Origin of the sequence: Streptomyces sp. rh34, assembly GCF_002551245.1 — a bacterium.
GTDB lineage: Bacteria > Actinomycetota > Actinomycetes > Streptomycetales > Streptomycetaceae > Streptomyces.
Window position 1 is genome coordinate 1 of record NZ_NTGZ01000499.1, and the last position, 1,894, is coordinate 1,894.

The 1,894-nt window shown below is 73.1% G+C and carries 1 protein-coding gene and 1 pseudogene; one reads left to right on the forward strand and one right to left on the reverse strand.

All coding sequences use genetic code 11. From position 1 onward, the window contains the following. Positions 1-57: 57 nt before the first annotated feature. A pseudogene (locus CR470_RS37645) lies at positions 58-873 on the reverse strand (serine/threonine-protein kinase); the annotation flags it as partial. A 618-nt stretch (positions 874-1,491) separates the two neighbouring features. Here CR470_RS37645 and CR470_RS37650 point away from each other — a divergent pair. Next, the gene (locus CR470_RS37650) at positions 1,492-1,698 is read left to right on the forward strand and encodes a hypothetical protein (protein ID WP_097872236.1); all 207 of its coding nucleotides are present in this window, start codon (positions 1,492-1,494) and stop codon (positions 1,696-1,698) included. Positions 1,699-1,894 lie beyond the last annotated feature (196 nt).

A 1,894-nucleotide genomic window follows, 5' to 3' on the forward strand; every position in this document is an offset into this window, starting at 1 on the left:
TGCCGCTCTGTACCAGTGGGCTTTCCGAGCCGTGGATGGTCCGAAGGATCAGCTCGTCTCGCGCGCCGCGATCTCCTTGAGCCGCATGGACAGTTGCAGCGTGCTGGGCCGCTCCTCCGGGTCCTTCGCCAGACAGGCGCGCACCAGGGGGGCCAGCGCGTCGTGCACATCGTCGAGCTGCGGCTCCTCGTGCACGACGCGGTACAGCATCACCTCGGAACTGCCGTGCCCGAAGGGGGAGTCGGCCATCGCCGCGTACGCCAGCGTCGCGCCGAGCGAGAAGACGTCCGTCGCGGGCGTCACGGCCGCGCCCCGGACCTGCTCGGGCGCGAGGAACCCGGGCGACCCCACCGCCGTACCGACATGGGTGAGGGTGCTCGCCCCGGTCGCCCAGGCGATGCCGAAGTCGATGATGCGGGGGCCCTTGGGGGAGAGGAGGATGTTCGACGGCTTCAGGTCGCGGTGGACCACCCCCGCCTCGTGCACCGCCACCAGACCCTCGGAGAGCGCCGCCCCGATCGAGGCGACCTCGGCGGCGGCCAGCGGGCCTTCCTCGGCGACCTTGTCGTGCAGCGAGGGGCCGGGCACGTACTGCGTCGCGAACCACGGACGGTCCGCCTCCAGGTCGGCGGCGACCAGCCGGGCCGTGCAGCCGCCGCGGATCCGCCGGGCCGCCGACACCTCGCGAGCGAACCGCGAGCGGAACTCCTGGTCCTCCGCCAGGTCGGGCCGGATCACCTTGAGCGCGACCCGCTGGCCGCGCCGGTCGGAGCCGAGATAGACGACGCCCATACCGCCCGCGCCGAGCCGTCGGTGCAGCCGGAACGAGCCGACGAGACGCGGGTCCTCGCGCCGGAGCCGCATCATCGCCATCGTCTGCCCATCCCCGCTGCCTGGTCCGCCTGACGAGGCACAGCTTACGTACCCCGCGCCCGGCGCGCTCAGAGGCCGCGCCCTCGCCGGGGATTCGATTGTCCGTGCCGGGCGGGAGAGGTGAAGAGGGGTCATGGCACGGCGGATCCGGGCCCTGCGGCCGGTCGCCCCGCTCAAAGCGCCCCCGGGTAAGGGGGATTGGATCACCCGGGCAACACCGGGCCGCGGCCGTCGCAGAGGCCGCGACCGCCGCCCGCACCCACGGGGTGACGGTGTCCCGAGGGGTCCCCGGTACGGGGGCGGCCGCCCGCCGGGGGCGGTGGGCGTGAGTGAAGTCACCCGGCGCACGCGTCCGGGAGGCCGACGGGCACGTACCGGAAGCGAGCCGGACGGGCCCCGGCGTCCCCTCCGGGAAGACCCGTACCTCCGATGGTCCGTCTCCACCCAGGGGAGTACGCCGATCGACGACGGCTCATCCTCCGGGAGGCCCGGGATTCGATACGCGGGCATGACGCCCTGTGTACGCCGGTTACCTAATGTTGAGGTCAAGCGGCGGGCGCAGCACTCGTCCCCCGAGGTCACACGCCCGCCGCTCCCCATCAGGTCAGGAGAGGAACCATGTCGGACACGGCAACGCGGACGGTGGTCCGTACGCAGGGACGCAGGGCGTACGCGGCGTACGGCGCCCGTTCGTCCGGCACCCGTCACCCCTTGGTGGCGACGGCGATGGTCCTTCCCCTGGCGGCCCTGCTCGCGGTCGGCTTCGGCGGCTGGGAAGCGGTGGTCACACAGGCGTCGTCCGTGGCGGTGATGCTGGGGCGCTGAGCGGCGCCCGGGGTCCGGAAGAGCGGTCCGGACCCACACATCCGGCCAACAGCCCCGTGGGGACGGGGGTGCGGCGGACGGCAGCGTTTGTCCGGTCAGCTGGGGAGCTGACCGGGCATCGCGCTGTCCGGGCCCATGCGCTTCCCGCCGAGCCGACGCGCACGCACCGGCCTCAACCTGTCTCTTATACACATCT

What these genes read in the sequence shown, in the direction of transcription:
- CR470_RS37650 (WP_097872236.1), top strand. Translation starts at nt 1,492, where the DNA reads ATGTCGGACACGGCAACGCGGACGGTGGTCCGTACGCAGGGACGCAGG.